The sequence below is a fragment of the Actinorugispora endophytica genome (assembly GCF_004363075.1).
Lineage (GTDB): Bacteria > Actinomycetota > Actinomycetes > Streptosporangiales > Streptosporangiaceae > Actinorugispora > Actinorugispora endophytica.
Genome location: NZ_SNYN01000014.1, coordinates 15617 through 39830 on the forward strand (window position 1 = coordinate 15617; position 24214 = coordinate 39830).

The 24214-nt window shown below is 72.9% G+C and carries 21 protein-coding genes; 9 read left to right on the plus strand and 12 right to left on the minus strand.

Going from position 1 to position 24214, the window contains the following annotated elements:
- Positions 1–183: 183 nt before the first annotated feature.
- The 6 genes from mnhG to EV190_RS15995 are packed head-to-tail and all read right to left on the minus strand — an operon-like array spanning position 184 to position 6785.
- On the minus strand, positions 184–525 hold the full coding sequence (gene mnhG, locus EV190_RS15970; protein ID WP_133742371.1) for a monovalent cation/H(+) antiporter subunit G: 342 nt from the start codon (positions 523–525) through the stop codon (positions 184–186).
- Entirely contained in the window at positions 522–818 is a 297-nt protein-coding gene (locus tag EV190_RS15975) for a monovalent cation/H+ antiporter complex subunit F (protein WP_133742372.1), read from the minus strand. Before EV190_RS15975 ends, mnhG begins: the two co-directional genes overlap by 4 nt.
- The gene (locus tag EV190_RS15980; protein ID WP_133742373.1) at positions 815–1396 is read right to left on the minus strand and encodes a Na+/H+ antiporter subunit E; all 582 of its coding nucleotides are present in this window, start codon (positions 1394–1396) and stop codon (positions 815–817) included. The genes EV190_RS15975 and EV190_RS15980 overlap by 4 nt, the downstream gene beginning before the upstream one ends.
- Positions 1393–3036 carry a Na+/H+ antiporter subunit D gene (locus EV190_RS15985; protein WP_133742374.1) on the minus strand — a complete coding sequence of 548 codons (1644 nt, stop codon included), beginning with the start codon at positions 3034–3036 and terminating at the stop codon, positions 1393–1395. The genes EV190_RS15980 and EV190_RS15985 overlap by 4 nt, the downstream gene beginning before the upstream one ends.
- Complete coding sequence (locus EV190_RS15990) at positions 3037–3849, minus strand: Na(+)/H(+) antiporter subunit C (protein ID WP_133742375.1); 813 nt, start codon at positions 3847–3849, stop codon at positions 3037–3039. It lies immediately after the preceding gene.
- On the minus strand, positions 3846–6785 hold the full coding sequence (locus tag EV190_RS15995) for a Na+/H+ antiporter subunit A (RefSeq protein WP_133742401.1): 2940 nt from the start codon (positions 6783–6785) through the stop codon (positions 3846–3848). Before EV190_RS15995 ends, EV190_RS15990 begins: the two co-directional genes overlap by 4 nt.
- A gap of 118 nt (positions 6786–6903) precedes the next feature.
- Here EV190_RS15995 and EV190_RS16000 point away from each other — a divergent pair, with 118 nt between their 5' ends.
- Complete coding sequence (locus EV190_RS16000) at positions 6904–7347, plus strand: MarR family winged helix-turn-helix transcriptional regulator (protein WP_133742376.1); 444 nt, start codon at positions 6904–6906, stop codon at positions 7345–7347.
- 180 nt (positions 7348–7527) lie between these two features.
- Entirely contained in the window at positions 7528–8412 is an 885-nt protein-coding gene (locus tag EV190_RS16005) for a DMT family transporter (protein WP_133742377.1), read from the plus strand.
- Between the two features lie 28 nt (positions 8413–8440).
- Here the strand turns inward: EV190_RS16005 and EV190_RS16010 are convergent, their stop codons facing one another.
- From EV190_RS16010 to EV190_RS16025, 4 genes are all read right to left on the minus strand, one after another.
- Positions 8441–10084 (minus strand): trypsin-like peptidase domain-containing protein, encoded by a 1644-nt coding sequence (locus EV190_RS16010; protein WP_133742378.1) that lies wholly within the window; start codon positions 10082–10084, stop codon positions 8441–8443.
- Positions 10085–10380: 296 nt separating this feature from the next.
- Positions 10381–11232, minus strand: a complete 852-nt coding sequence (locus EV190_RS16015; RefSeq protein ID WP_133742379.1) for a sulfurtransferase — start codon at positions 11230–11232, stop codon at positions 10381–10383.
- A gap of 22 nt (positions 11233–11254) precedes the next feature.
- Complete coding sequence (locus EV190_RS16020; protein ID WP_133742380.1) at positions 11255–11668, minus strand: hypothetical protein; 414 nt, start codon at positions 11666–11668, stop codon at positions 11255–11257.
- Positions 11658–12023: a hypothetical protein gene (locus EV190_RS16025; RefSeq protein ID WP_133742381.1), complete on the minus strand. Its 366-nt coding sequence runs from the start codon at positions 12021–12023 to the stop codon at positions 11658–11660. Before EV190_RS16025 ends, EV190_RS16020 begins: the two co-directional genes overlap by 11 nt.
- 344 nt (positions 12024–12367) lie before the next feature.
- Between EV190_RS16025 and EV190_RS16030 the strand changes: the two genes are divergently transcribed.
- Complete coding sequence (locus EV190_RS16030) at positions 12368–14494, plus strand: HelD family protein (RefSeq protein WP_133742382.1); 2127 nt, start codon at positions 12368–12370, stop codon at positions 14492–14494.
- 12 nt (positions 14495–14506) lie between these two features.
- Here EV190_RS16030 and EV190_RS16035 read toward each other — a convergent pair whose 3' ends face one another.
- Positions 14507–15160: a DUF998 domain-containing protein gene (locus EV190_RS16035; RefSeq protein ID WP_133742383.1), complete on the minus strand. Its 654-nt coding sequence runs from the start codon at positions 15158–15160 to the stop codon at positions 14507–14509.
- A gap of 260 nt (positions 15161–15420) precedes the next feature.
- Here EV190_RS16035 and EV190_RS16040 point away from each other — a divergent pair, with 260 nt between their 5' ends.
- The 4 genes from EV190_RS16040 to EV190_RS16055 all read left to right on the plus strand — a co-directional run bounded on the left by EV190_RS16040 (position 15421) and on the right by EV190_RS16055 (position 20074).
- Positions 15421–16329, plus strand: a complete 909-nt coding sequence (locus EV190_RS16040) for a universal stress protein (protein WP_133742384.1) — start codon at positions 15421–15423, stop codon at positions 16327–16329.
- A gap of 385 nt (positions 16330–16714) precedes the next feature.
- Positions 16715–16954, plus strand: coding sequence for an acyl carrier protein (locus EV190_RS16045; protein ID WP_166655476.1), 240 nt, complete (start codon positions 16715–16717; stop codon positions 16952–16954).
- Positions 16954–18177, plus strand: coding sequence for a beta-ketoacyl-[acyl-carrier-protein] synthase family protein (locus tag EV190_RS16050; RefSeq protein ID WP_133742386.1), 1224 nt, complete (start codon positions 16954–16956; stop codon positions 18175–18177). The genes EV190_RS16045 and EV190_RS16050 overlap by 1 nt, the downstream gene beginning before the upstream one ends.
- 58 nt (positions 18178–18235) lie before the next feature.
- The gene (locus EV190_RS16055; RefSeq protein ID WP_133742387.1) at positions 18236–20074 is read left to right on the plus strand and encodes an acyl-CoA dehydrogenase family protein; all 1839 of its coding nucleotides are present in this window, start codon (positions 18236–18238) and stop codon (positions 20072–20074) included.
- Positions 20075–20153: 79 nt separating this feature from the next.
- Here the strand turns inward: EV190_RS16055 and EV190_RS16060 are convergent, their stop codons facing one another.
- On the minus strand, positions 20154–21779 hold the full coding sequence (locus tag EV190_RS16060; protein WP_133742388.1) for a peptide chain release factor 3: 1626 nt from the start codon (positions 21777–21779) through the stop codon (positions 20154–20156).
- Positions 21780–21913: 134 nt separating this feature from the next.
- Here EV190_RS16060 and EV190_RS16065 point away from each other — a divergent pair, with 134 nt between their 5' ends.
- Both EV190_RS16065 and EV190_RS16070 read left to right on the plus strand, forming a co-directional pair.
- Positions 21914–22900 (plus strand): NADPH:quinone oxidoreductase family protein, encoded by a 987-nt coding sequence (locus tag EV190_RS16065; protein WP_133742389.1) that lies wholly within the window; start codon positions 21914–21916, stop codon positions 22898–22900.
- Between the two features lie 176 nt (positions 22901–23076).
- Complete coding sequence (locus EV190_RS16070) at positions 23077–23865, plus strand: SDR family oxidoreductase (RefSeq protein WP_133742390.1); 789 nt, start codon at positions 23077–23079, stop codon at positions 23863–23865.
- Positions 23866–24214 lie beyond the last annotated feature (349 nt).

Genomic DNA, 24214 nt, shown 5'->3' on the forward strand with positions numbered 1-24214 from the left:
CTCTCGAAGGACGCGCCGGACGCGGGACGCCAGAGCGCTTCCGGGGCGGAGCCCGCTCCGTTGTGTCAGGGTTTCGTTGACGGTCGTGGGCTTTCTGCCCGTTTCGGGGCCGGGAAGGGCGGAAAGCCCACGACCGTCAACAAAACCACCGGTGCCCGAATTCACCCCCGCGCCGGAGCTTCCCTAGTCCCGGTCGAGCTGCTCCTGGAGTTCGTCGACCGCGATCAGGTCGCTGCGGACACGGCCGGTGCGGTAGGCGACGCGGCCCGCGATGTGCGAGGCGACCGGGACGGTGAAGATCTGGAACAGCAGGATCAGCGCGAGGACGCCCACCCTGGGGTCGGGGTACAGGCGCAGCCCGATCCCCGCCAGGATCAGGGCGAGCCCGACGATCTGCGGTTTGGCGGCGGTGTGCATCCGCGACAGCAGGTCGGGGAAGCGGACCAGGCCCACACCCGCCGCGAACGACAGGGCGGCCCCGGCCAGCAGCAGCACGATGGCGATCCAGTCGAGGACCTCTGTCATGGCGTCCCGCTCCTTTCGTGTGACTCGGCCTTGTCGCGCTGCTTCCTGGCGACGAACCGGGAGATGCTGATCGACCCCACGAAGCCCAGCAGCGACAGCACCAGCAGGACCGGCAGCACCGTGGGGTCGCGGTGGAACGCCGCCCACGCGCCGATCCCGGCGATCGCCGAGGCCAACAGGACGTCCACGGACAGCGCCCGGTCCAGGATGGTCGGCCCGACGACCAGGCGCGCCATGCCCAGCAGGGAGGCGGCGCCCAGGAGAACCGCGATCGCGATCCACAGGTAGGTCATGACAGGCTCCCCGATGATTCCAACCGTTCGATCTCCGTCCGCTTCCCGAACGCCCGGACGATGCGCTCCTCCAGCGCCAGGAGGTCCCGCCGCGCCTGCTCGACGTCGTCGGCGCCCGCGCCCAGCACGTGCGCGAACAGGGTGAAGGTGCCCGAGCGGACCTCCACGATCACGCTGCCGGGGATCACCGAGACGCAGATCGCGGTGAACGTGAACAGCAGGTCGGACCGGGTGCGCAGCGGAACCGCGATGATGGAGCTGTGCAGCGGACGCCCGAACGCGAACGCCTGCGTGACGACCCGGGCGCTCGCCAGGACCATGTCGACCACGAACCGGAACAGGAACACCGCCGTGCCGACGGGGTGCAGCCGAAACCCCGAGTCCAGCGGCGGCAGCGGGAACACCAGCGTGACCGCCAGGCCCACCAGCAGGCCCGACACCACCGTGTCCACCGAGAGCTCGCCGAACAGCAGCACCCACACGATGGTCAGCGCGAGCAGGGCGGGCAGCTGGACGACGCGCCGCCCGACCCGGACGCTCAGCGGCGGCAGGTCGGGGGCGGAGGGGGAAGTACTCATCGGACGCCTCCCGGGAAGACCGCTTCGACATAGGGGGTCCGGGCCAGCAGTTCGGCGGCGGTGGCCTCGCTGTACCCGATCAGGGGGCCCGCGAACACCGTGTACGCCACGCCCAGCACCACCAGCGCCACCGTCGCCGCCAGCATCAGTGGCGGGAAGACGTCGGAGGTCATCACCGCCTTGCCGCCGATGCCGATCGGCGGGCGGGTCCCGCCGACCACCGAGATCCCGGCCGGGGAGGAGGGCCCCATGACCGAGTCGTCCTCGGAGCTCTCCAGCAGGGTGCCCAGCGCCACGGGCCTGCCGTCGTCGGGATCGCGCCAGAAGGCGTAGTTCCACATGCGCACGATCGAGAACAGCGTCAGCAGGCTGGTCAGCACCGCCCCCGCCACCAGCAGGTACGCCAGCGGCGTGCCCTCCCGGACACCCGCCTGGAGCAGCCCGAGCTTGCCCAGGAAGCCCGACAGCGGCGGGATCCCGGCCAGGTTCATCGCCGGGAGGAAGAACAGCACGCCCAGCATCGGGGAGAGCTTCGCCAGCCCGCTGAGGTCGTTCAGCGAGGTGCTGCCGCCACGGCGCTCGATCAGCCCGGTCACCAGGAACAGGGTGGTCTGCACGGTGATGTGGTGGGCCACGTAGAACACCGCGCCGGACAGGCCGTGCAGGCTGGCCAGCCCGATCCCGAACACCATGTAGCCGATGTGGCTGACGAGGGTGAACGACAGCAGCCGCTTGATGTCGTTCTGCGACATCGCGCCGAAGATGCCGATCACCATCGTGGCCAGCGCCGCCCACAGCAGCACGCCGTTCAGCGCGTCGTTGTCGAACAGCAGGGTCTGCGTGCGGATCATCGCGTACACGCCGACCTTGGTCAGCAGGCCCGCGAAGACCGCCGTGACCGGCGCGGGCGCCGTCGGGTAGGAGTCCGGCAGCCACGCCGACAGCGGGAACACCGCCGCTTTGATCGCGAACGCCAGCAGCAGCATGACCTGCAGGACCAGTTGCAGCTGGACGGGGAGCTCGCCCAGCCGCACCGACAGCTGCGCCATGTTGACGGTTCCGGTGGCGCCGTAGATCAGGCCGATCGCGACCAGGAAGATCACCGAGGACACCAGCGACACCACGACGTAGGTGGAGCCCGTGCGGATGCGCGCGGCCGTGCCGCCCTGGGTCAGCAGCACGTAGCTGGAGGTCAGCAGGATCTCGAAGCCCACGTACATGTTGAACAGGTCGCCCGCGAGGAAGGCGTTGGAGACGCCCGCCACCAGGATCAGGAACGTGGGGTAGAAGATCGCCAGCGGGGTGGCCTCCTCCTGGTCCGCCGCCCCCTGCCCGACCGAGTACACCAGCACGCACAGCGTGATCGCCGAGGACACCGTCACCATCAGCGTCGAGAGCCGGTCCGCGACCAGGGTGATCCCGATCGGCGCCTCCCAGCCGCCCACCTGGACGACCTGCGGCCCGTAGGCGTCCACGCCGAACAGCAGGACCAGGCCGATCACCAGCACCGCGGCCAGCGCCACGACGCTGACCGCCTGGCTGAGGCGCTGCAACCGGACACCGAGGGCGAACTTCAGCCCCGCCGCGAACAGCGGGAGTACCACCGGAAGCGGTACCAGGTAGTGGAGAAACGCTTCCATCTAGTCGGCTCCCTGCAGGTCGCTGTCCTCGGCGCGGGCCAGGCGCTCGCGTTCGGCGCGGATCTGCGAGCGCACCTGCCGCTTCTGCGCCCGGATGCGCCGGCGCAGCTCTTTGCGCTGGCGCCGCTCGGCCTCCTTGTCGGCGCGCAGGTGCGAGGCCAGTTCGTGGCGGGAGGCCCGCACCCGTCCGCGCGCCTTCTCGATGGTCGCGCGCACGCCCTCGGTCCGGTCGTCGATGTAGCGCTGGCGCGTCTCGTCGTCGTGGTCGTCGCTGAGGCAGGCGTCGAGGTCGCGCTGGGCCGCGGCGAGCTGCTCGCGGATCTCGGCGCGTTCGGCCTCCTCGCGCCGGTCCTCGGCGGCGATCCGCGCCTTCAGGTCCGAGCGTTGCGCCTTGATCTCCTTGTACAGACCCCGGCGCTGCTCGCGTATGCGCCGGCGCAGCTCTCTGCGCTCCCCTCCGGTGGAGATGCGCCGGTCCTCGGCGTCGTCCTGGACCTCGTCGTGGCCCTGCAGCTGCCAACTCCGGTAGGCCATGGCCAGCAGGAACGCGGTCACCCCCAGGGTGATCACGATCGCGGTGAGGATCATCGCCTGCGGCAGGGGGTCCGACATCTCCTCGACGGGGGTGAGGCCGAGCAGCGGCGGGCCGCCCGCGGCGCCCCCGGTGGACAGGATCATCAGGTTGACGCCGTTGCCCAGCAGGATCACGCCCAGCAGGATCCGGGTCAGGCTGCGTTCCAGCAGCAGTGCCACCCCGGCGGCGACCAGGACGCCGACCACGACGACCAGCAGGATCGTGGGGGTGTCGTTCACGCGGTCACCTCCTCGCTCTGCGGCGCGCGCCCGGCCTGGCGTTCCCGCTCCATCTGTTCGTCGATGCCCGATCCGAGGCTGTACAGGATGTCCTGGATGAGCCCGACCACCAGCATGTAGACCCCGAAGTCGAAGGCCAGCGCCGAGGTGAGGTGGACCGGCTCCATGAACGGCAGGTGCAGGTCGTAGGCGCCCCCCGCCAGGATCTCGGTGCCGAAGACCGCCCCGGCCAGGGCCGTCCCGGTGGTGATGGTCATCCCCAGGCCGATCAGCACGCCCGGCTGGAGCCCCAGCGTCAGGTACAGCTCGTGGCGGCCGCCGGCGAGGTAGCGCACCATCAGGCCCAGCCCCGCCACGATGCCGCCGGCGAAGCCGCCGCCGACACTGCTGTGGCCGGTGACGAGCAGGAAGACCGAGAGCACGAGGATCACGGGGAACAGCAGCCGCGCGACCACCTCGAAGATGATCGACCGGCGCTCCTGCGACAGCGCCAGCACGCCGGGCAGCCACAGCGGCTTGGCCTCGGCGCGCACGGTGACGATGTTCTCGGCGACGCCGAGGGGCAGCGGGCTCCACTCCCCGTCGGTCTGGGCGGAGCCCGTCGCCGACGAGACCGGGACCGAGAGCCGGCCGGGAACCGCGGGGGCGCGCAGCCGCCGGGTCCGCCGCCGTACGAACAGCAGGCTCGCCACGCCGGCGGCGACCGAGGCCAGCACCGAGATCTCGCCCATGGTGTCCCAGGCGCGCACGTCCACCAGCAGGACGCTGATGATGTTGTGGCCGCCGGCCTCCTCGGCCGCCGCCGGGTACCCGCCGGAGATCGTCTCGGCGCGGCGTCCGGCCAGCGCGAAGTAGGCCATGGACGCCACCAGCAGGCCGGTGGCCGCGCCGATCAGCAGGTTCAGGACGCGGCGGGTGCGCAGTACGGGGGTGGAGAAGCGCGGCGGCAGGCGGCGCAGCACCAGCACGAACACCACCAGGCTGACCGTCTCGACCAGGAACTGGGTGAGCGCCAGGTCGGGGGCGCCCTGGAGGGCGAACAGGGTGGCGGTGCCGTAGCCGGTCATGCCGGCCAGCACCACCGCGAACAGCCGTCCGCGCGCCATCAGCGCCCACAGCGCCGCGGCCACGATGACGGCGGCCGGGATGAACTGGACCGGCGTGTCCCACCAGCGGACCGGGGGCGCCTCCAGGGTCCACAGCCGACCCTGGATGATGGGCAGGGCGCTGGCCGCGACCAGCGTCACCAGGATCGTGCCGAGGTAGATCGGCAGCGAGCCGCGCTGGGTGGCGCCGGTGACCTGGGTGGCGAAGCTGACGATGTAGTAGACGATCCGCCGGTACACCGCGGCCGCGTCGGGCAGCGCGAACCGGGCGCCCGCCCAGGCGACGGCCGTCCGCCACCGGAACAGCGCGAGGCCCCCCGCCAGGCACAGCGCGGACAGGAGCAGGGGCAGGTTGAAGCCGTGCCACAGCGCCAGGTGCGCGGGGTCGTTCCCCGCGTTCCACGGGACGGTGTCGGCGTAGGCGGCCAGCACCGGGTCCAGCAGGGACGAGGCCGGGCCGCCGACGAGCCCGAGCAGGCCCAGGAGCAGAGCGGGGGCGACGAACAGGGGGGCGGGGGGGTGCACGGGGGTGGGCGGGACGTCGGGCTTGTCGAAGAACGCGCCCCACAGGAAGCGCAGGCTGTAGCCGACGGTGAAGACCGATCCGACCACCAGCCCGACGAGGGCGACGAGGAGGACGGGGCTTCCGGAGTGCTCGAACGCGCCGAAGACGGCCTCTTTGGCCGCGAACCCGGCCATCGGCGGCAGGCCCGCCATGGAGGCGAGCGCGAGCACCGACGTCCAGAAGACCGCGGGCATGCTCCGGCGCAGCCCCGACAGCTCGCGCAGGTCGCGGGTGCCGGTGCTGTGGTCGATGATGCCGACCACGAGGAACAGCGGCGCTTTGAAGACCGCGTGCGCGCACAGCATGGCCAGGCCCGCGAGCGCGGCGTCCCTGGTCCCCGCGCCGAGGACGGCGGTGAGGAAGCCGAGCTGGCTGACCGTTCCGTAGGCCAGGAGCAGTTTCAGGTCGTTCTGGCGAAGTGCTTTCCAACCGGCCGCGACCATCGTCACCGTGCCGAAGGCGAGCGTCGTGTACTGCCACACCGCCAGGTCGCCGAAGCCGGGCGTCAGGCGCGCCACCAGGTAGACCCCGGCCTTGACCATGGCGGCGGCGTGCAGGTAGCCGCTCACGGGGGTGGGCGCCTGCATGGCGGACGGCAGCCACAGGCTGAAGGGCAGGATCGCGGACTTGGACAGCGCGCCCACCAGGACCAGCGCCAGCGCGACGGTGGTCAGCGGCCCGCCGGGCGGGTCGGCCAGCAGCTCGGAGATCAGGTAGGTGCCCGCGGCCTCGCCCAGCATGATGAGGCCGACCAGCATCGCCAGCCCGCCCAGCGTGGTCACGTTGATCGCCAGCGCCGCGGCCCGCCTGCTGTCACGCCGCTCGGTGTAGTGGCCGATCAGCAGATAGGAGAAGACCGTGGTCAGCTCCCAGTAGACGTACAGCTGGATCAGGTCGTCGGCGAGCACCAGGCCGACCATCGCGCCGGCGAATCCGGTGAGGACCCCGGCGAAGCGGCCCAGGCCGGGTTCGTCGTCGGTGAAGTAGCGGGCGCAGTAGACGAGGATGAGGGTGCCGATCCCGGCCGCGATCAGCGTCATCACCAGGCTGAGCGTGTCCATTCGGAACGCCAGGGTGAGGTGGTACTCGGGTGCCCACGGGATGCGGACTCCGACCGGTGTCCCCGCGACCACCCCCAATGCCTGCGCCAGCGCCCAACCGGTGGTCGCGGCGGGAACCAGCGCGAGTGCGAGGAAGGCGTTGCGCCCCCACCACCGCACCAGTAGTGGAGCCAACGCCGCGGCCGCGAAGTGCGCGGTCAGCAGCCACACCAATGTGCGTCCCCCCTTCACATTGACCGTGTGTCACTTAAGTTTCTTTTATGTACAGTAGCTATTTAATGTCTATGCTATCTACAGGTCAAGTGCTGGACGGGGCAGTCGGGTGGAGCGTGGCGACGCCGATTTCGCGAGGTTCTCGCAGGCGTGGGGCGAGTTGGTGAGCGCGGTCGCCCGCGCTCGGAGTCGTGGCGCGGCGGCGGCTGAGGTCGAGCTCACCTTCGCCCAGGCGCTGTTGTTGGAGATCGTGGCCGGGCTGGAGGAGCCGACGGTCGGGGAGGTCGCGCACGCGGCGGGCATCGCCTCGCCGTCGGCCACCCGCATGCTTCAGCAGCTCGAACGCAAGGGCATGGTGGTCCGCCGCCATCCCGAACGGGACGAACGTGTGACTGTCGTCACAATGACGAAGGCGGGAGGGCGGGCGCTCGCGGAGCACCGTCAACGTGTCGGGGAGCGGCTCCGGGAGCTCTTCGCGGGGGTGGAACCCGGTCTGCGGCCGCTTCTCGTCGAACTCCTCCACGACATGCGCGACGCCGTCAACGAGATGTGACCGCCTCGAGGCCCTCGGCGACGGCCCCGGCGGCGGAGTCCCGCCCCGGGCGACGGCGAAGGTCAAGGGCGTTTCGACAGGGCTCCCGAAGCCAGTAATCTCACGTTGTTCCCGTTTCCGTGCCCGCCTTCCGCGGGGGTCGCCCGCCGTGCGGTCAGATTTCAGGCAAGGGGCTGGTACATGACGTGGGCCATCGTCGTGGCCGTCATGGGGGCGGTGTCCTTCGCGGGCGGCGCGGCCCTGCAGGAGCGGGCGGCCATGAACGCCCCGGCGATCGGGGTCAGCCAGCTCCGGCTGCTGCGCCACCTGGCGCGGAACTCCGGATGGCTGCTGGGGATCGGGCTCACCGTCGCGGGTTTCGCCGCCCACGCCTGGGCGCTGTTCCACGCGCCGCTCACCGTCGTCCAGCCCATCGGGGTCAGCGGACTGCTGTTCGCGGTGGTGTTCTCCGCCCTCCTGCACAAGCGGCCGCTCACCCGGAAGCAGGTCGTCGGCTGCGTCGTGGTCACCGTCGGCCTCACGGCACTGCTGGCCGTGCTGCCGAAACCGCCCGACCATCCTCCGCCTCCCCCGCGCGGGCCGCTGACCGTGCCGCTGGTGTCGATGGCCGTGATGCTCGGCTGCCTCGCGGTCGCCGGCCGGACCAGCGGCGCCGTCCGGGCCTGGACGCTCGCGTTGGCCGGGGGCGTGGGCTTCGCGGTCACCTCCGCCCTCGCCCGGATCGTCGGGGTCGCCGCGCTCCACGACCCGATGACGCTCCTGAGCCCGTTCACGCTGTTCGCCGTGTTCTTCGGGCTGTTCGGGGCGGCCGTGGTGCAGAACGCCTACCGCACCGACCACTTCGCCCTCGCCTACGCCACCATCCTGATCAGCGACCCGATCGCGGCCGCGCTGATCGGGGTGGTCATGCTGGGCGAGTCCCTGCCGTCGGGGGCGTTCGGTTCGACCGTCGCCGTCCTGGCCGTCCTGGCCGTCGCCGCCGGAACCGTGTCCCTGGCCCGCTCCTCCCGCCCCGCCGCCCCGCACCCGGGGGCGGCCGGACTCCCCCAGCCGGTCCGCGACTGACCGGCGTCCGCCCTCCGCGCGGAGCCCTCTACTCCCCGATGGCGGAGGCCGACTGGCCGGACAGGGTGACCAGGGCTTCGGCGGTCTCGCCGTCGCGCTGGTAGGTGACGGTGACGGTGTCGCCGGGACGGTGCGAGCGGATCTCCGCGATGAGCACGTCGGGGTCGCTCACCACCCGGTCGTCGACCTTGGTGATGACGTCGTCCGCCCGGAGCCCGGCCTGGTCGGCGGCGCCGTCCGGGTTCGCCTCCACCACCCGCGCGCCCGGGGCGTCGTCCTCCGGCACGGTGATGGTCGCCTCGATCGCCGCGTAGCTGGCCTCCCCGTCCGCGATCAGCTCCTCGATGATGGGCCTGGCCTGGTTGACCGGAATGGCGAAGCCCAGGCCGATGGAGCCCGACTGGCCGGCCGAGCCGACGCCGCTGCTCGTCGTCGCGATCGCCGTGTTGATCCCGATGACCTCGCCGCTCATGTTCATCAGCGGGCCGCCGGAGTTGCCGGGGTTGATCGGCGCGTCGGTCTGGATGGCGTCGATGACGGTGGACATGCCGACCCGCGGGGCGGACCGCTCCTGCTGCTCGGGAAGGCCGAAGGGGCCCTCCTGTCCCTCCTCCTGCTCCCCCTCCTCGGGCTGCTCCTGGGTGGAGCCGGTGTTGACCGGCCGGTCCAGGGCGCTGACCACGCCGGAGGTGACGGTCCCGGACAGGCCCAGCGGGGAGCCGATGGCCACCACGTCCGCCCCCACCTCGACCCGGTCCGAGTCGCCCAGGACCGCCGGGGCCAGCCCGGACACGCCCTCGGCCTGGATCACCGCGAGGTCGGACACCGGGTCCGTGCCCACGACGGCGGCGGCGGCCTCGGTGCCGTCGTCGAACCGCACGGCCAGCTCCTCGGCCCCGGACACGACGTGGTTGTTGGTGACGATCAGGCCGTCGGAGCTGACGACGAACCCGCTGCCGCCCCCGGTGGCGGTGCTGATGGACACCACGCTGGGCAGGGTCGTGTCGGCGACCGTGCTGACGCTCCCCGAGGACGCCGATCCCCCCGCCGTCTCCAGCGAGCTGATCGGGCCCTGGTCGGACAGCAGCTGACTGGTCGCCACGGCCGCCGTCGGGCCGACGACCAGGCTCGTGACCAGCGCCGTCGCGGCGGCGATCAGGGCGGTGCGGCTGCGGCCGGACCGCTGGTCCGCCCCGGCGGGACGCGGTGCGGGCCAGGAAGCCGACGGGTCCTGGGGGAACGGGCCGTGCGGCGGGACGGGCGGGGCTCCGAAGCCGCCGCTGTACGCGGTGAACGGGCCGGTCGGGGACGGGTCCCGGGGAGGCTCGGCCCAGTGGCCCCGCGACGGGTCCGACGAGGGCTGCCCGGCGGGGCCCGTCGGGCGCGCCGCGCCGGCCCGCGGGAAGAGGGAGCGCCCCCGCGTGGGCCGCTGTGGCACGGCGGACCGCCCGATCGGGGCGGCCTGCGGTTCGGGACCGGGGGCGGCCCGGTCGAAGGAGGCGGCCGGCCCGGCGTCGAAGGCCTGCGGCCGGGAGGCCGGGGCCCCGTGGACCGGGCCGGTCTCCTCCGCCCCGGTGATGTCGGCCGCGCGCTCCGGACCGTCGTCCTGCGGGACGCCGGTGTTCTCCGGCTCCTCGACGGGGGAGCCGTTGTCGCGGTCGAATGCGCTCATGGTTCTTTCCTCCGGACGCTCGTCGCTACTCCCCAAGAATCGGCGGGCAGGGTTAGAGCACGGTGAGACGGCGGATAGGCCCGGTTTCAAAGGATCGGGGAATTTCGGTCGGTCCCTCCCGGGGCGCCGGATGTACCCGTAAAGGCGGTCACGCCCGGTGTCCGGCGCGTCGCGCCGGCCGTCCCGCGGATGTGGCCGACCATGGAGGTGTTCCTGCCTCTGCCGAGTCCACCGCGTGGCCGCCCACTAACCCGAGACACCAGGCCACGCGGTGCTCCCCTGTGGAGGGGCCGGTGTCAGTCCCCCGTCTCGGCGGGCAGCGACTCGTCCGCGCCCCACGCGCTCCACGACCCAGGGTAGAGCAGGGCCCCGCCGAAACCGGCGTGCTCCAGGGCCAGAAGGTCGTGGCAGGCGGTCACGCCGGAGCCGCAGTAGGCGGTGATGCTCTCCGCGGCCTCCGCGCCCAGCGCCGCGAAGCGCGCCCGCAGCACCTCGGGCGCGGCGAAGCGGCCCTCGGAGTCGAGGTTGTCCTGCCACGCGGCGCTGCGCGCGCCGGGGATGTGGCCGGGGCGCGGGTCCACGGGGGCCGGGGCCTCGCCGGTGAACCGGCCGCGCGTCCGGGCGTCCAGCAGGAGCCGGGAGCCGTCGCCGGTCCGCGCGGCGACGGAGTCCCGGTCGGCGATCCGGTCGGCGGGCCACGGGCGCGGGGTGCGCGGTCGGGGCCCGGGGATCACCGCTCCCCGCTCGAGCGGGCCGGGCCAGGCCTGGATCCCGCCGTCCAGCACCGCCGCCCGCGAACCGAGCACGCGCAGCAGCCACACCAGCCGCGCCGCCGTCGAGCCGCCGGTGTCGTCGTAGGCGACGACGGTCGTGTCGTCGCCGATCCCCGAACGGGACAGCGCGGCGGCGAAGTCGTCGGGACGGGGCAGCGGGTGCCGTCCGCCCTCCGGGGTCGCGGGGGCGGCCAGGTCGGTGTCGACGTCCAGGAACACCGCGCCCGGCAGGTGCCCGTCCAGGTACGCGGCCCGTCCGGACCGCCCGTCCAGGTACCAGCGCACGTCGGCGACGACGACCTCGCCGATGCGTCCGCCCAGCCAGTCCGGGCCGACGACGACGGGAAAGGCGGAAGAGTCTTCGGAGCGATCCATGCGGGCCAGGGTATCCGCGCGGTCACACCGCGCGCGGCCGTACGCGCCGCAGCCAGAGCAGGCCCAGGACCGGAAGCACCAGCGGGACGAAGCCGTAGCCCCGGCCGAACGCGGACCAGACCGTGTCGTGCGGGAACGCCTCGGGGACGGCCAGGGTGAGGGCGCCGACCGCCACCACGCCGGTGAACTCGACGAGGCAGCAGACCACCGCCACCCAGTAGGAGGCGCGGCCCGCCCGGGCGATCCCGACCGTCGCGACGACGTAGACGACGGCGGCCACCGCCGACAGCGTGTAGGCCAGCGGTGCCTCGTCGAACCTGGTGAGGATCTGCACGGCGGAGCGGCCCGTGGCGGCCACCGCGAACACGGCGTAGACCGCGACCAGCAGCCGTCCCGGTCCGGTGGTCCGCGCGGCCGGGGTGGTCTCAGACGACAAGCGGGTTCCAGATCTGTTCGAGTCGGACCATCAGAACGGGCAGGACGAGGCAGGCGAACGCGATGACCGCGGGCCCCCACCTGCTGCGCTCCGTGAACCCCCACACCGCGCAGGCGACGGGGGCCAGCACGGCGGTGGCGAGGTAGCTGACGAAGGTGGGGGTGTCGGCCGGGCGGTGGCCGTCCGCCATCAGCGTGATCGACACCACGAGCTGGACGAGCAGCAGCACCTCCAGGACGGCGATGCCGACCAGGTGCGGCACCAGCATCGGCTTCCCCCGGAAGGACGAGACCAGGCACCACACGGCCAGGACCAGGGACGCCGTCTGGATGGTGGTGGTCAGGGCGTCAACCACGACTGCCTCCGCGCATCGCCTCGTCCATCCCCCGCCGACTCGTCCGCCCAGGTCCGCCCAGGTCTCCTACGCAATGTAGTACGGGCCGGCGCAGGGCCCAAACCGGGGTGGGCCCCTCCGCCGCGGCCCCGCGGCCTCCCCGGCGTCCGCCCGGGAGCCGGGGGCGGGGCGCGGCGGAGGGCACGGGTTGCCCGGGGTAGCGGATTGGAATAGATTCGTCTCTCCAATTCGGGCGGCACTCAATTCTGCGCGCTGAGGATCGGCACGAACCGGCACCCCCGGGGCGGGACCCACGCACCGCCGCCTTCCCACCGTCCCGCAGACCCCCGCAGAGGTGCCGTCCCATGCTCGACCCAGGCCACAGCCATGCCCTCGACGCGGCCGCCGACGCCGTCGCGCCCGATCCCGAGATCCAGGCGGAGCGCGACCACCTGGCCGCCTCCCGCGAAGCGCTGCACCGCATGCGCGAGGACGTCATTGGCACCGGGACCGCCCTCGGCGACGCCGTCGCGGACAAGGTCACCAACGAGGTCCTGCGGCGCGCTCGCAAGAAGCGGGCCGAGGAGCTCGTGGACCTGCCGGACGTGCCGCTCTTCTTCGGCCGCCTCGACTACGCCCCCGGGGACGTCTTCGAGGCCGGCCCCGGGGAGGGGCACACCGCCACCCGGACCCCCGAGGCCGACCGCGTCTACATCGGCCGCCGCCACGTCCACGACCGCGCCGGGAACCCGATGGTCCTGGACTGGCGCGCGCCCATCTCCATCGCCTTCTACCAGGCGACCGCGGATGATCCGATGGGAGCGCGGCTGCGCCGCCGGTACGGCTTCTCCGGCCGCGCCGAACTGACCGCGTTCGAGGACGAGCCCCTCACCCCCGGCGCGGCCGCTCCGGGCGGCGGACGGCTGCTCGCCGCGGAGATCGAGCGCCCCCGCTCGGGGCCCATGCGCGACATCGTCGCCACCATCCAGCCCGAGCAGGACGACCTCGTGCGCGCCCCGCTGGAGCGTTCGCTGTGCGTGCAGGGCGCGCCGGGGACCGGGAAGACGGCGGTGGGCCTGCACCGGATCGCGTACCTGCTGTACGCCGAGGGCAGGCGGCTGGGCCGCGGCGGGGTCGCCATCGTCGGGCCGAACCGCTCGTTCCTGTCCTACATCCGCAACGTGCTCCCGGCGCTCGGCGAGGTCGACGTGCGCCAGACGACGGTGGAGGACATGCTCGGCGCGGTGCCGGTCCGGCGCGCCGAGGACCCCGAGGCCGCGCTGGTCAAGGGGGACGCGCGGATGGCCGAGGTGATCCGCCGCGACCTGTGGTCGACGCTGCGCGAGCCGGTCGAGCCGCTGGTGGTGCAGCGGGGGTCGCGCCGGTGGCGGCTGTACCCCGAGGAGATGTCCGAGATCCTGTCCGAACTGCGCGGACGCGGCGTCGCCCACGGGTCCGGGCGGGAGCTGCTGGCGCACCGCCTCGCGCACGCGGTCCTCACCCGGATCGAGGAGGCGGGGGAGGCCTGCGACGACCGCACGCACAACCAGGTCCGCCGCGACCGCGCGGTGCGCGCCGCCGTGCTGTGGATGTGGCCCAAGGCCGACCCGGCAAAGCTGGTCCTGGGACTGCTCACCGACCCCGAGCGGATGGCCCGCGCGGCCGAGGGCGTGCTGACCCCCGAGGAGCAGGCGGTGGTGATGCTGCCGGGCCGCCCGCGCGGCCCCCGGTCGGCGAAGTGGTCCCTGTCGGACCTGGCCCTCGTCGACGAGGCCGCCGGTCTGATCGAGCGGCCCGCCTCGCTCGGCCACATCGTCGTCGACGAGGCCCAGGACCTCACCCCCATGCAGTGCCGCGCGATCGGCCGCCGCGCGGCGACCGGGTCGGTGACGGTGCTCGGGGACATTGCCCAGGGCACCGCTCCGGGGGCGGCCACCGACTGGTCGGTGCTGCTGCGCCACCTCGGAAAGCCGGACGCCCTGCTCTCCGTGCTGGACCGCGGGTACCGGGTGCCGGCGCAGATCATCGACTTCGCGGCGCGCATCCTGCCCCGGATCGCCCCCGGCCTGGGCGCCCCGGTCGCGGTCCGCCAGGCCCCGGGCGCGCTCACCCTGGTCGACGCCGCGGAGGGCGGCCTGGCCGAGGCCGTCGTCCGGGCCTGCCGCGCCGAACTGCGGAGGGAGGGGTCGGTCGGGCTGATCGCCGCCGACGCGGACATCCCGGCGCTGAACCGGGCCCTGGCCGACGCGGGCCTGGAGGCGGCGGTGCTGGGCGAGACCGAGGACGCGCTGGAGGCCAACCGCCTGGTCTGCGTTCCCGCGACCCTGGCCAAGGGCCTGGAGTTCGACGCGGTGGTCGTGGCCGAACCGGCCGCCGTCGTCGCGGCCGAGCCCCGGGGCCTGCACCGCCTCTACGTGGTCCTCACCCGCGCGGTGTCCAGCCTGACCGTGGTCCACGCGGCCCCCCTGCCCGAGGCCCTCACGGACCACTGATCCCCGGGCCGGTCACGCGCCGCCGGTCCGGGGCCACCACACCCCCGGCAGGTACGCCACCGCCACCAGCCACGCCGCGACGCCGCCGGACCGGATCCGCTGGACCAGGCCGAAGCCCTCCACGGGCTGCCCCGAACCCGCCGACAGCAGGAGCAGCACCGCGATCATCGCCACCGCCTGCGTGCCCAGGACGCCGGCCGCCGCCAGGAACGGCCTCCCGCCGCGCCCGCGCAGGGCGATGGCCAGGCCCGCCGCGCCGACCAGTGCCGCCGCCCCGGCCAGGCCGCTGCTCACCGTGTGCCAGGCGTGCACCGCGGACAGGGTCCCGGCGGTCTCGGCGGCGGCGCAGGCGGTGTCGGCCGAGACCGCGCAGTCCATCGGCAGGAACGAATCCACGGCCACCGCCAGGCCGAAGCCGCCGAGGCCGAGCCAGCCCACCCGGTGCCACCGGCCGCGTTCGCCCGACCACAGGCCGAGCACCGCGGCGAGCGCGGCGAGGACCCCTGTCGCGCGGTCGCCCGCGCCGAACAGCCAGGCGTACGGCTGGTCGGCGGCGGCCAGTTCCCCCACGAAACTCAGCGAGGGCCGGAGCCCCGTATCCAGCCCGAACTCCAGCAGCCACAGCGAGTAGCAGCCCGCCGCGATCAGCGCCGACGTCCGGCCCATCGCCCGCGCGGCGTGCGTCCGCCCCGCTCGCGCCGCATTCGCCGTGACATCCAATGACTACCCCCAGTTTTCATTGACTACTATCAGTAATTTACTGAGGTGGTCGCCGAGCGGGGGCAGACCCACCCGCCGGTCCTTGGACACGGGGGCCGCGGGGCCGTCGGCCCGGTGGCTGATCCGGGATCCTCTGGGTATACGACCGGAGTCGCCACCGGGTGGAGGCGGCGGCACGACGGCGAGGCAGGGACGGGGCGGAGCGGATGAACGGGACGGCCGAGGCGCGCAGGGTGATCGTCGGGGTGGACGGTTCCGACTCCAGTCGGTACGCCCTCGAGTGGTCGGCGAACGAGGCGCAGCTGCGCGGGCTGGGGCTGCACATCGTGACGGCGGTCGAGGCGGGCGAAAGCGACGGACCGTTCGGCGGCCTGATCGCCTCGTACTCGGAGGCCGAGGAATCACCGCAGGTCAAGGACGCGCAGGCGCTGCTGGACTATGCCGCGGGCTGGATCGGCCGCCTCTATCCCGAGGTGGACGCGCGGACCCGGCTGATCCTGCGGCGCCCCGTCGACGCGCTGCTGGAGGTCGCCGGGGAGCCGGGGGCCGCGGCGATCGTCGTCGGCTCGCGCGGGCGCGGCAGTCTGGCGTCGGCCTTCGCGGGGTCGGTGGGCGTGGAGCTGGCGGCGCACGCCCCCATCCCGGTGGTGGTGCTGCCGAAGAAGCACGAGGCCGTGCGCGGGGCGAGGGCCCGCATCGTCGTCGGCGTCGACGGCTCGGAGAGCGGGATGCGCGCCGCGGAGTTCGCCTTCGCGCAGGCGGACACGCGCGGCATCGACCTGATCGCGGTCTGCGCCTGGCAGCCCATCACCGCCTTCGCCATGACCATGGGGCCGCTTCCGGCCGAGGTCTTCGACGAGGAGTCCATCGCCACCAGCGCCCGGGAGACCCTCGAAGCGGCGATAGCGGACCTGCGCGCGCGGTACCCGCGGGTGCGGGTCGACGCCCGCGAGGTCCGCGCCCATCCGGTGGTGGCCCTGCTGGAGACCGCGACCCCGGCCGACCTGATCGTCGTCGGCTCCCGGGGCCGGGGCGGCTTCGGAGGACTGCTGCTGGGCTCGGTGAGCCAGTCGGTCCTCCACGGCGCCCACGGACCGGTCGCGGTGGTGCACTGACAGGGCTCGGCGGGGCGAGGGGGCGTCGGCCGGACCCCGCTCGACGGTGTCCTCAACCGGTCGGCGCGGCCGTGTCCGGGGTTTCCCCGGAAGCCCTGCGACCACTGTGATCTATTTAACTGATCTTGACAAATGGTTGCTGACCTTGAGATTCTTCGAGCGTTATCGGAATTCGACCCGGTCGTGGAGATGATTGGCGCAGGCTGATCGGAAGTTCGGCTGTGCCTTGATTGTCGACCGCTGTTTCCCTGTTTCGACCTCGGAGTTCATCCTCGGTTCCTTTGCTGTCGAATAGCGGCGGAGGTGAGGGAAGAAGAGCTCCGACGGCATGGGGAATTGTCGATTTCCTTTTGAAAATATTCCCCTCCGCATCCCTGGTGGTTTTGTGTCCAAGACGATTGAAACAGTTGCCGGAATTCTCTCCGCAAAGTTCAGTGTTCCCGAAGGGGAGGTAAAGGAGAACGCCGAACTCGGCGAGCTTCTGACCGACTCCCTGGACCTGGTGGAGTTCTCGGTGGTCGTCAGCGACCAGTTCGGGGTCTTCATCAGCGGTGAGGAAATGGCAGCGGTCGTCACGGTCGGTGACGTCGTGGAGCTGGTCGACGGCAAGACCGGTCCGGCCTGATGGTCGACCAGAGCGTGGTGATCACGGGGCGGGGACTGGTCACCCCCGCCGGGATCGGCGTCACCGAGAACTGGACGCGCCTGTGCTCCGGCGAGTCCGCGGCCGTGCCAGGACCGGACCTGGGCCGACTCGGCGCGCAACTCCAGTGCCCCGTCCCGGGTTTCGACGCGGACCTGCTGCTGGGACGGCCCGCCGCCCGCCGCCTGGACCGCTTCAGCCAGCTGGCGATCGTGGCGGCCCGGGAGGCCGTCGGCGACGCCGGACTGAGCCCGGACACCTGGGACGGCGCGCGGGTGGCGGTGGTGATGGGATGTTCGGTGGGCGGTATCGCCACAGTGACGGCCCAGCACGTCAGGCTGCTCGACCGGGGCCCGGAGGCGGTCTCCCCGCTGACGCTGCCGATGGGACTGGGGAACATGGTCGCGGGCCATCTCGCGATCGACCTCCGCGCCACGGGACCCAACCTGACCGTGTCGACGGCCTGCGCCTCGGGGGCCACCGCGATCGGCACCGCGCGGCAGATGCTGAGGTCCGGCGCGTGCGACATCGCCGTCGCCGGAGGGGCCGACGCGTCGCTGGACCGGCTCATCCTGTCCGCCTTCGCCCGCATGGGGGCCCTGACGAAGCGCACCGCGGACCCGGCCACCGCCTCGCGGCCCTTCGACCGCGACCGCGACGGGTTCGTGGCGGCGGAGGGGGCGGGCGTCGTGGTCCTGGAACGGGAGGGCGACGCCCGGGCACGCGGCGCGCGCGTCCACGCGCGGCTGGCCGGCTACGGGGCGTCCGCCGACGCGCACCACGTGACCAGCCCCCATCCGGAGGGAGTCGGCGCGCTGGCGGCCATGCGCGCCGCCCTCGCCGACGCGGACGCCGCCGGCCACGACGTCGACCACGTCAACGCGCACGGGACGTCCACGAAACTGAACGACCTCGCCGAGGGCCGGGCCATCCACGCGCTGTTCGGGGAGGAGGTGTCGGTGACCTCGACCAAGGGGGTCACCGGACACATGCTGGCCGCGGCCGGTGCGGCCGAGGCGGTCTACTCGACCCTGAGCATCGAGCACCGGATGGTGCCGCCCACCGCCAACCTCGAAGTCCTCGATCCCGAGATCCGAGTGGACGTGGTCGCCTCCGCCCCGCGTGCCCAGAGGGCCGACATGGTGATGAGCACCTCGTTCGGGTTCGGCGGCCAGAACGCCGCGCTGCTCGTCGCGGCCCCCTGACCCGCGTCGACCGTAGAGCCCCCCGCACACTTCCGCGCCAGGAGCACTGATGCCCTCCGTGAACACTTCCCCCCGCCCGCCCCTCCCCGGAGCCGGGCAGATCCCGTATGAGGCAGCGGCGGAGCTGCGCCTTCTGCTGAGCGACGGCCGCTGCGTCGACGACGAGCGGTTCGCCGACCTGTTCGCCGACGAGCTCTTCACCCCCGTGGACGGCATGAGCCCCGCGGAGAACGCCGAGCGCTCCTACCGCGGGCTCCGCCATGTCGGCAGTCGGATGGAACCGGCGCGGGAGCTGGTCTCCACCGGCGCGGACCGCTTCTTCTCGTTGCACGAGTGGGCGGCCGTCGTCGACCCGACCATGGTGTCGATGATGACGATCCACTACAACCTCTGCATCGGCACGATCGCCGCGCTCGGTGGAGGCCGCCCCGAGATCGACGCCCTGCTCGGGGAACTGGAGCGCATGGACTCGATCGGGGTCTTCCTGGCGACCGAGCTCGGCTACGGCAACAACGTGGCGGCGATGCGGACCAAGGCGGTCTACGACCGGGAGGCCGATGAGTTCGTGATCACCACGCCGGGTCCGGAGGCCCGCAAGTTCATGCCCAACACGGGGCTCTCCGGGGTGGCGAAGCTGGGCGTCGTCCTCGCCCGGCTGGAGGTCGAGGGGAGGGATGAGGGGGTCTTCCCGTTCGTGGTGCGAATCCGGGACGGGGACGGCACGTGCCCCGGCGTGCGCGTCCAGCCGCTCGGGGACAAGCCGGGGCTGGCGCTGGACAACGCCATCACCACGTTCGACGGGGTCCGGGTACCACGCGCCCACCTGCTCGACGGCGGTGAGGACGTGGTCGCGGGCGGGGGCGCCGGCAGCGCCAGCACCAGACGCCTGCGGTTCGCGCGCGCCATGCAGCGGGTGCAGACGGGGAAGGTGTGCCTGACCTCCGGGGTGGTCGCCGCCGCCCGGGCCGGGGTGTACATCGCCGTCCGCTACGGCAATCGCAGACGGGTCGCCTCGTCGGGGCGGTCCGTGCCGGTCATGGCCCACCGCACCCACCACGACGCGCTGCTCGCCGCGATGGCGGAGATGTACGCGATGACCTTCCTGGTGAACGCGGCGAAGCGGCTCCACTCCAGCGGCCGGGACGCCGGTTCCGGCGAGGCGAAGCACGAGCTGGCCATCACCAAGGCGGTCGCGTCCTGGGCGGCCCAGGACGCGATCGCGACCTGCCGTGAGCGCTGCGGGGCCCAGGGCATGTTCTCGCGCAACCGCATCGCGACCTATGTCGCGCTGGCCCAGGGCACGGTGACGGCCGAAGGCGACAACCAGGTGGTCCTGCTCGACGCGGCGCACGAGATGCTGCTCGGGCTCGCCTACACGCCGCCGGCCGACGCCGCGCCCGACATGGCGGCCCCCGACTCCCTGCGGACCCCCGAACAGCTCGCGCGTCTCTTCCGCCACCGTGAACGCCGCCTGTACGACGACGCGCGCTCTCTCCTGGCCGACACCCGGAGGAGCGGGGCGGACGCGTTCACGACCTGGAACACCACCAGTCCGAGGGCGGCCGAGTTCGGCAGGGCCCACGGCGTGCGCCGCGCGGTCGAGGAGTTCGCGGAAGCCGTGGCGCGCGCGGAGCACGAGGAGAGCCGGGAACTGCTCGGGTCCGTCCTCCTCCGCTTCGCGCTGGCCGAGGTGTCCCGGGACGCGAGCTGGTACCTGTGCGAGGGCGTGCTCTCCCCCGACCAGGTCCGGGGCCTGCCCGACCTGGTGGCAGAGCTCGACCTGCGGCTCCTGCCCCACTCGGAGGAGCTGGTGGGGGCGTTCGGCGTCTCCAACGACCTGCTCGGCGCGCCCATCGCCTCCGACGACTACTTCGCCGCGTACGACGACGCCGGGTGACCCCGGCCGTCCGCCGGTCCGGAGCGCCGTCCGCGGGGTTCGGGCCGGCGGACGGGGCGCCGCGGGCGCGCGTCCGCCGTCAGCCCTCCTCCTCGACGCCTCCGGCGAGGAGGACGTCGAGGGTGAGGTCGGGGTGGTCGCGCTGGATGACCTTGAGCCGCCACTTGTTGTGCACCAGGACCAGCAGCTCGTTGTCGGAGCGGCGGGTCAGGACCTCGGCGCCGGACAGGCCGTGCAGGGCGGGGGCGGAGTCGGGGTCGGTGCGGCGGGCGGTGCCGTAGTCCAGGTGGGCGAGTTCGATGGGGGCGTTGAACTCGTGCTCCATGCGGTGCTTGACCACGTCGAACTGGAGCGGGCCCACGGCGGCCAGGACGGGGGCCTGGTCGCCGCGCACGTCCGAGACCAGGACCTGGACGACGCCCTCGGAGTCGAGCTGGTCGATGCCGCGGCGGAACTGCTTGTAGCGGCTCACGTCGATGGCGCGGGCCACGGCGAAGTGCTCGGGCGCGAAGCTGGGGATGGGCGGGAACTCGACCTTGGGGCCGTCGTAGAGGGTGTCGCCCACGCGCAGCGACTGGGCGTTGACCAGCGCGATCACGTCGCCCGCGAACGCGGTGTCGATGGTGTGGCGCTCGCTGCCGAACACGGCCTGGGTGTACTTGGTGGCGAAGGGCTTGCCGGTGGCGGCGTGGGTCAGGACCATGCCGCGGTCGAAGCGGCCCGAGCAGATGCGCACGAACGCCATCCGGTCGCGGTGGGCCTTGTCCATGTTGGCCTGCATCTTGAACACCAGCCCCGAGAACGGCGCCTCGACCGGGCGGGGGCGGCCCTGGTTGTCGGCGCGGGGGGTGGGCGCCGGGGCGATGTCCACGAGGGTGCGCAGCAGCTGGGCGACGCCGAAGTTGGGCAGCGCCGCGCCGAACATCACGGGCGAGGACTTGCCCGCCAGGAACGACTCGGGGTCGTAGTCCGCGCCGATCTCGGTCATGAGTTCGAGCTCCTCGACCGCCTGCTCCCAGGCCGGGCCCTCGAGCCGGGCGGCCTGCTCGTCGGTGAGGCGCTCCTCGCGGGCCTTGGTGGCGCCGCCGGGGGTGCGGTGGAGTTTGACGTAGCCGCCGCCGTTGCGGTCGACGAGGCCGCGGAAGTCCCCGGCGATGCCCACGGGCCAGTTCAGCGGGGTGGGACGCAGCCCGATGCGCTGCTCGATCTCGTCCAGCAGCTCCAGGGGCTCGCGGCCGGGCCGGTCCCACTTGTTGACGAAGGTGATGACCGGGATGCCCTGGTTGCGCGCCACGTCGAACAGCTTCAGGGTCTGCGGCTCCAGGCCCTTGGCCGAGTCCAGCAGCATGATGGCGGCGTCGACCGCGGCCAGCACCCGGTAGGTGTCCTCGGAGAAGTCGGCGTGGCCGGGCGTGTCGAGGAGGTTGAGCACGTGGCCGTCGTAGTCGATGCGCAGGGCGGCCGAGGTGATGGAGATGCCGCGGGCCTGCTCCATCTCCATCCAGTCCGAGGTCACGCCCTTGCGGTCGCCCTTGCCGTGCACCGCCCCGGCCGAGGTGATGGCCGCCGCGTGCAGCGCGAGCGCCTCGGTGAGGGTGGACTTTCCGGCGTCCGGGTGCGAGATGACCGCGAACGTGCGCCGCCGCGCAGCCTCACCGACCGCTTCGGAGTTCTTGCTGGTCGGGGTATGCGCTGCAACAGTCACCGGTACTCGTCTCCTCGTCGACTTCCCCAGCGAATCTACCCCAAAGGCGTCGGCCTCCGGGCTTGACGGGAGGGCCCGCCAGACGATTCACTCGTGACCGACTGGTCGGTATCCCGGGATGTCGGAGGCAGACGGTGAAAGCGTTGCGGGTCCACGAGCTGGGCGAGCCCAAGGACGTCCTGCGCCTCGACGAGGTGGCGGTTCCCGAGCCGGGGCCGGGCCAGGTCCTGGTGCGGGTGCGCGCCGCCGGGGTCAACTTCCCCGACGCGCTCATGTGCCGGGGGCTCTACCAGGAGAAGCCGCCGCTGCCCTTCACCCCGGGGGTGGAGCTGTGCGGCGAGGTCGCCGGCCTGGGCGACGGCGTCACCGGGCGGACCGAGGGCGAGCGGGTGATCGGCTCCCCGGCACTGCCCGCCGGGGCGTTCGCCGAGTACGCGCTCATGGACGCGGGCCGGGTGTTCCCCGCCCCGCCCTCCCTCACCGACGAGGAGGCGTCCGCGCTGTTCATCGGCTACCAGACGGGATGGTTCGCGCTGCACCGCCGCGCGGGGCTGCGCCGGGGCGAGACGGTCCTGGTGCACGCGGCGGCGGGCGGGGTGGGCAGCGCGGCGGTCCAACTGGCCAAGGCCGCGGGCGCGCGGGTGATCGGGGTGGTCGGCGGCGCGGCGAAGGCCGGGTACGCCCGGGACCTCGGCGCGGACATCGTCGTGGACCGGCACGCCGACGACTTCGTGTCGGTGGTGAAGGAGGCCACGGAGGGGCGCGGGGCCGACGTCGTCTACGACCCGGTCGGCGGGGACTCCTTCACCCGCTCCACCAAGTGCGTGGCCTTCGAGGGCCGTATCCTGGTCATCGGCTTCGCGAGCGGGACCATCCCGACCCCCGGCCTCAACCACGCGCTGATCAAGAACTACTCGCTGGTGGGCCTGCACTGGGGCCTGTACAACAAGCGCGACCCCGCCCTGGTGGCCCGGTGCCACGAGGAGCTGACCGCACTGGCAGAGCGAGGGCTCGTCAGGCCCGCGGTCAGCGAGACCCTCGCCCTGGAGGCGCTGCCCGACGGCGTCCAGCGGCTCGCCGACGGGGGGAGCGTGGGGCGGCTGGTGGGGGTGCCCGCGTAACCGCGCCGGACCGCCCCGAAGACACACCCCGCCCTCCCAAAGGGGGGCCGCCCGCACCCGAATCGTGAAGCCGCCTGCTCCCGGCTCCCACCATCCCCGGCGCCGCCCTGGCTCCGGGGCCAGACAGTACTTACCTGTGGACAACCCGAGAGGGCCGCGTAGAGAGGACCCCTTCCATGGGCCGACCGTTCATCTTCCCCGGCCGGACGATCGTCGTCACCGGTGGCGCGAACGGCATCGGGTACGCGCTCGCCGAACGCTTCCTCGCCGAAGGCGCGGCGCGCGTGGTGATCGCCGACCTGGACGGCGAACGCGCCGAGGCCGCGGCCGCCGGGCTTGGCGGGAGCGCGCGGGGGTGCGCGCTGGACGTCACCGACCCCGCCGCCGTGGCCGGGGTGATCGACGCGGTCGAGCGGGAGGGCCCCATCGACCTGTGGTGCTCCAACGCCGGGGTCGGCACCGGCGGCGGGCTGGGCTCCGCCGACGAGTGGGACGTCACCTGGCGGCTCCACGTCCAGGCGCACGTGCACGTCGCCCGCCTGCTGATCCCCCGGATGGTCGAACGCGGCTCCGGCCACCTGCTCGTCACCGCGTCGGCGGCGGGCCTGGTCACCAACATCGACTCGGCCCCCTACTCGGTGACCAAGCACGGCGCGGTCGCCCTCGCCGAGTGGCTGGCGATCCGGCACGGCGACGAGGGCGTCGACGTCTCCTGCCTGTGCCCCCTCGGCGTCAACACCGCGATGACCGCCGACGACGGACCCGACGCCGCCACCCGCCTGGGCGGCGACTACCTCGAACCCGCCGACGTGGCCGAGTCCGTGGTCGCGGCCCTGACCGAGGGCCGGTTCCTGATCCTGCCCCAACCCCAGGCCGCCGTCATGGAGCAGCGCCGCGCCTCCGACCGCGACCGCTGGCTGTCCGGCATGCGCCGGGCCAGAGCCCGGTTGCGAAGCGGGAGCTGACCCCGGGCGCACGTCCCGCGCCGAGCGCCCCCCGCGACCCGCACAGGGGTTTCTACCGGTCGCGGGGGTGTTCCGGGCTCTGTCGGGTCGGGGTCCGCTCGGGGCCTGTGACGGCGGGCGGCGACGGCGGGTGGGACTGGAGGCCCGCGCGTATCCGCCGGACGTCCGTGACGCGGCGGGCAGGGAACCACTCCTGCCCTCGCTCGCGACGATCATGGGCTTTCCGCCCTTTCAGGATCCGAAACGGGCAGAAGGCTCAAGATCATCGATCGGCGTCCCCGAGATCCGCGTCTCCAGATACAGGACCTGGCCTCGAGCAGGAATCGTGATCACCTGGAATCCCGCCATG

Bases quoted from the DNA above. Each gene is read 5' to 3' on its own strand.
- mnhG (WP_133742371.1), bottom strand. From the start codon at position 525: ATGACAGAGGTCCTCGACTGGATCGCCATCGTGCTGCTGCTGGCCGGG.
- EV190_RS15975 (WP_133742372.1), bottom strand. From the start codon at position 818: ATGACCTACCTGTGGATCGCGATCGCGGTTCTCCTGGGCGCCGCCTCC.
- EV190_RS15980 (WP_133742373.1), bottom strand. From the start codon at position 1,396: ATGAGTACTTCCCCCTCCGCCCCCGACCTGCCGCCGCTGAGCGTCCGG.
- EV190_RS15985 (WP_133742374.1), bottom strand. From the start codon at position 3,036: ATGGAAGCGTTTCTCCACTACCTGGTACCGCTTCCGGTGGTACTCCCG.
- EV190_RS16005 (WP_133742377.1), top strand. From the start codon at position 7,528: ATGACGTGGGCCATCGTCGTGGCCGTCATGGGGGCGGTGTCCTTCGCG.
- EV190_RS16010 (WP_133742378.1), bottom strand. From the start codon at position 10,084: ATGAGCGCATTCGACCGCGACAACGGCTCCCCCGTCGAGGAGCCGGAG.
- EV190_RS16015 (WP_133742379.1), bottom strand. From the start codon at position 11,232: ATGGATCGCTCCGAAGACTCTTCCGCCTTTCCCGTCGTCGTCGGCCCG.
- EV190_RS16030 (WP_133742382.1), top strand. From the start codon at position 12,368: ATGCTCGACCCAGGCCACAGCCATGCCCTCGACGCGGCCGCCGACGCC.
- EV190_RS16035 (WP_133742383.1), bottom strand. From the start codon at position 15,160: ATGGGCCGGACGTCGGCGCTGATCGCGGCGGGCTGCTACTCGCTGTGG.
- EV190_RS16040 (WP_133742384.1), top strand. From the start codon at position 15,421: ATGAACGGGACGGCCGAGGCGCGCAGGGTGATCGTCGGGGTGGACGGT.
- EV190_RS16050 (WP_133742386.1), top strand. From the start codon at position 16,954: ATGGTCGACCAGAGCGTGGTGATCACGGGGCGGGGACTGGTCACCCCC.
- EV190_RS16070 (WP_133742390.1), top strand. From the start codon at position 23,077: ATGGGCCGACCGTTCATCTTCCCCGGCCGGACGATCGTCGTCACCGGT.